This window comes from Dietzia sp. DQ11-44 (assembly GCF_014145205.1).
In the GTDB taxonomy this organism is placed as follows: domain Bacteria; phylum Actinomycetota; class Actinomycetes; order Mycobacteriales; family Mycobacteriaceae; genus Dietzia; species Dietzia natronolimnaea.
Genome location: NZ_JAALEC010000072.1, coordinates 1 through 4,334 on the forward strand (window position 1 = coordinate 1; position 4,334 = coordinate 4,334).

Annotated in this window: 4 protein-coding genes and 1 pseudogene; 4 read left to right on the plus strand and 1 reads right to left on the minus strand. The window is 68.9% G+C overall.

Going from position 1 to position 4,334, the window contains the following annotated elements; genetic code table 11:
* The 3 genes and pseudogenes from G6018_RS02190 to G6018_RS02200 all read left to right on the plus strand — a co-directional run.
* Window positions 1-213: pseudogene (locus G6018_RS02190) on the plus strand (PepSY domain-containing protein); the annotation flags it as partial.
* A 35-nt stretch (window positions 214-248) separates the two neighbouring features.
* The gene (locus G6018_RS02195; RefSeq protein ID WP_182617013.1) at window positions 249-1,625 is read left to right on the plus strand and encodes a potassium transporter TrkG; all 1,377 of its coding nucleotides are present in this window, start codon (window positions 249-251) and stop codon (window positions 1,623-1,625) included.
* Window positions 1,618-2,298: a TrkA family potassium uptake protein gene (locus G6018_RS02200; protein ID WP_187700485.1), complete on the plus strand. Its 681-nt coding sequence runs from the start codon at window positions 1,618-1,620 to the stop codon at window positions 2,296-2,298. Before G6018_RS02195 ends, G6018_RS02200 begins: the two co-directional genes overlap by 8 nt.
* On the opposite strand, the gene G6018_RS02205 is transcribed toward G6018_RS02200, so the two are convergent.
* Window positions 2,234-3,682: an APC family permease gene (locus tag G6018_RS02205; protein WP_182609798.1), complete on the minus strand. Its 1,449-nt coding sequence runs from the start codon at window positions 3,680-3,682 to the stop codon at window positions 2,234-2,236. The two genes, G6018_RS02200 and G6018_RS02205, sit on opposite strands and share 65 nt — an antisense overlap.
* Before the next feature lie 153 nt (window positions 3,683-3,835).
* On the opposite strand from G6018_RS02205, the gene G6018_RS02210 reads away from it, so the two are divergent.
* Window positions 3,836-4,324: a carbonic anhydrase gene (locus G6018_RS02210; RefSeq protein ID WP_182638598.1), complete on the plus strand. Its 489-nt coding sequence runs from the start codon at window positions 3,836-3,838 to the stop codon at window positions 4,322-4,324.
* The last annotated feature ends 10 nt before the right edge of the window (window positions 4,325-4,334 follow it).

Below are 4,334 nucleotides of genomic sequence, written 5' to 3' on the forward strand. Positions count from 1 at the left end.
ACGCGGCGACCGACCCGCACCGGCGGTCTGGCCCGGCCCCCCGCACGTGGTGCCACGCTCGACCTGCTGCGTCGCCGCCCCGTGGGAACCCTGGTCGGCGTGACCGTGGTCGCGGCGATCGGGTGGGCCGTCCCGCTCCTGGGGATCTCACTGGCGGCCTTCCTCGTCCTGGACGTGATCCTGGGACTCGCGGCACGACGCGCACGCGGCTGACATCCGGGGAGGGCGCTGGGGTTACCCTCACTCCCATGGTGTCCAGGAGCGCGGGCGTCCTCTCCTCGGGCGCGCAGGCGATTCGCGCGTTCACCTACAGCTCCCCGGCCAGATCCGCGCTCGCGGCGTTCGCCTCCGCCATCGCCCTGTTCACCGCACTGCTGATGATGCCGTGGGCCACGTCCTCGGGCAGCTCGCCGGAGCTGCACGACGCCGTCTTCACGGCCACGTCAGCGGTGTCGGTGACGGGTCTGACCACGGTCGACACGGCCGCCCACTGGTCGTCAGCGGGTCAGGTGGTCATCCTGACGGCGATCCAACTGGGTGGCCTGGGCATCGTCACCATCTCGTCGATGCTGGCACTCTCGGTCACCCGGCAGTTCGGGGTCCGCACCCGCCTGCTGGCGCAGACCGGGACATCGGCGGGCGGGTTGGGGGAGGTCGGGTCGCTGATCAAGACGATCGTGGTCTCCTCGGCCGTGGTCGAACTGGTCATCGCCCTGATCCTCACCCCTCGGCTGATCGCCCAGCAGGGCTCGGTGGGCGACGGGATCTGGCATGCCGTCTTCTACGCCGTCTCCGCGTTCAACAACGCCGGCTTCATCCTCCACCCCGACGGCCTGGCGGCGGTGGCCCACGATCCCGTCGTCTTCTGGGCACTGATCTGCGCAGTGTTCCTGGGCAGCCTGGGTTTCCCCGTCCTGTTGGTCCTGTGGAAACACCAGTGGCACCTCGGCAGGTGGAACCTCCACACCCGCCTGACCGTCGAGTTCAGTGTCCTGCTGATGCTCGTCGGGGCTCTGGGATTCGCGGTGGTGGAGTGGAGCAACGTCGCGACCCTCGGCGGGGAGAGCGTCACGGACAAGCTCCAGAACTCCCTGTTCGCCTCGGTGATGATGCGATCCGGGGGTTTCGCGGTGATCGAGCCGGCGGACACCAGGTCGTCGACCATGTTCATCACCGACGCGCTGATGTTCGTCGGCGGTGGTTCGGTGTCGACCGCCGGCGGGGTCAAGGTCACCACCCTCGCCGTCATCTTTCTCGCCTTCCTCGCCGAGGCCCGAGGGCAGGAGGACACCACCGCTCACGGCCGCGCGCTGCCCACGTCCTCTGTCCGGATCGCCGTGTCCGTCGCAGGGATGGGACTGACTCTCGTGTCGGCCTCGGCCCTGACGTTGATGGTCCTCACCGGCGAGGACCTCGGACGCCCGCTCTTCGAGTCCATCTCCGCGTTCGCCACCTGCGGTTTGAGTTCCGGCCTGAGCGCGGAACTCGAGCCCGCGGGGGTGTACGTTCTGTCCGGGCTGATGTTCGCGGGCCGCGTCGGCATCATCACGTTCGCCACCGCGCTCACCATGCGAGCCCAGCGCACCAGATACCGCCTACCCACAGAGAGGCCGATCATTGGCTGACCGCAACCGTCGCCAGTCCCCGGTGCTCATCGTGGGCCTGGGCCGCTTCGGCGTCTCCCTGGCCACCCAGCTCGTCTCCCAGGGGCGTGAGGTGCTCGCGGTGGAACGGGATCACGGACTCGTGCAGAAGTACGCCGACTCCCTGACCCACGTGGTGGAGGCGGACGCCTCCGACATCGAGGCACTCCAACAGCTCGGCGCGCAGGACTTCTCCACCGCCGTGGTGGGCGTGGGGACCTCGATCGAATCGTCCGTCCTGGTGGCCGTCAACCTTGTCGACCTGGGCGTGGAGCACGTGTGGGCCAAGGCGATCAACAAGGCCCACGGAAAGATCCTCACCCGGATCGGGTGCCACCACGTCGTGTTCCCCGAGCACGACGCCGGCGTCCGCGTAGCGCACCTGGTCGCCAACCAGATGATGGACTTCATCAAGTTCGACGACAACTTCGCGATCGCCCGCATGCTCCCCCCGAGGGACGTCGTCGGACGCACCATCGATCAGTGCCGCCCCCGCAGTCGCCACAAGGTCAACATCGTGGGGATCAAGCCTCCCGGCCAGCCGTTCCACTACGCGGAGCCGGAGACCTCGATCGGTGCGGAGGACGTGATCATCGTCTCGGGGCATGTCCGGGACCTCGAGAGGTTCGCCGACCATTCCGACCGGAAGCGATAGCTCCGGCGATCTGCTGCACCAACCACAGTCCGCCGCCCACGAACAGCAGCACCCCGGCCAGCCGGTAGTCCGCATCCGCCCGCCCGGACAACGGGGACACGAGGAAGCCGCAGCTCAGCAGCCCCAGCACCGGAACCACGGTCGGCGCCCGGAAGTGCGCGTGCTCCACCGGCTGCCGGCGCAGGACCAGAACCGCGAGGTTGGTGACCGTGAACACCGCCAACAGCAGCAGTGAGGTGGTCCCGCCGAGGGCGGTGAGGTCGGCCAGGGCGACGAGCCCGGCCGCCAACACGGTGGTGAACAGGATGGCCACCCACGGAGTCCGCCTGCCGGGCAGGACGCGGCCGAGCGCCCGCGGCACCACCTTCTCCTGGGCCATGCCATACACCAGCCGGGACGCCATGAGCATGTTGATCAGTGCCGAATTGGCCACGGCGGCCATGGTGATGAACGCGAAGATCCAGATCGGGAACGCCGGGGCGCCCGTCGCCACCACCGTGAGCAGCGGGGTCTCCCCCTCGCCGAGTTCCTCCGGGCTCACCAGGGCCACCGCGGAGATCGCGACGAGGACGTAGATCAGGCCGGTCACCGCCAGTCCCGCGAACATGACCTTGGGGAAGATCCGCACCGGATCCTTGGTCTCCTCCGCCATGTTGACCGAGTCCTCGAACCCGACCATGGCGAAGAAGGCCAGGGCGGTGGCGGCCGTGACCGACCGGACCGGACTCTCGCCCGAGGCGGTGTCGAACTCCGTGACGCGCGAGAGATCTCCCTGGCCGTGTCCGATCGCCCACGCCCCGATCGCGATCACGATCAGGAGGCCCGTGAGCTCGATGGCCGTGAGCACCACGTTGAGGCGGACCGATTCGGAGACGCCGCGGAGGTTGACGGCCGCGACCGCGGTGATGAACGCCAGGGCGATTCCGATCAGCGGCCAGGTCCGGGACATCAGGTCGAGCCCGACCGCCTCGTTGAGGTTCCCGGCGAAGGCCAGGGCGGCCGAGGACGCCGAGGTCAGACCCGAGGCCATGACGGCGAAGGCCACGAGGAAGGTCAGGATCTGGACCCGGAACGCGCGGTGTGCGTACACGGCGGCGCCGCCGGCCTTCGGGTACTTGGTGACCAGTTCCAGGTAGCTCGTGGCGGTGAGGACCGCGACGGCGAACGCGATGAGGAACGCCAGCCACGCCGCGCCCCCGACCTCCTCGGCGACCTTGCCGGTGAGGGCGTAGATGCCGGTACCGAGGATGTCCCCGACGATGAACAGCAGGAGCAGACCCGGCCCGATCACCCGCTTGAGGGCCGGTGGCCGCAGGGCGCGCGTCGGCGCGGCCAGGCCGGGGTCTCCCGCGTCCCGACCCGGGGCGGACGGGGTATCGGTCATGGACACCTCCCACACACCGGAACGGTCGCCGATCCGGTCAGCATCCCACCGAACGGGCGTGCCGGAAGCGGCTCCGGGTATTGGCGGGAGTCGCCTGTGATCGGGGCAAGAAGAACGCTGGTCTTGGTTCGACTCCGGGACTAGATTCCGGACATGACAGTCACCGACGAGCTGCTCGAGGCCGCCTCGGCCTACCGGTCCGACTTCGACAAGGGCGACCTGCCCATGCCGCCCGGCCGCAAGATCGCCGTGGTGGCGTGCATGGACGCCCGCCTCAACCCGTACGGGCTGCTGGGGCTGTCCGAGGGTGACGCGCACGTGATCCGCAACGCCGGAGGCGTGGTCACCGACGACGTCCTGCGGTCCCTCACGATCAGCCAGCGACTCCTGGGCACCGAGGAGATCGTGCTGATCCACCACACCGACTGCGGCATGCTCACATTCCGCGACGACGACTTCAAAGACCAGATCCAGGCCGACACAGGACTGCGTCCGCGGTGGTCACCAGAGGCGTTTCCAGAAGTGGAAGCGGACGTCCGCCAATCGCTGGCGCGCGTCGAGGCCGACCCGTTCCTCCTGCACGGCACCGCTGTTCGCGGGTTCGTCTACGACGTGGCGACCGGGGATGGCCTGCTGCGGTGATCTCGGACGG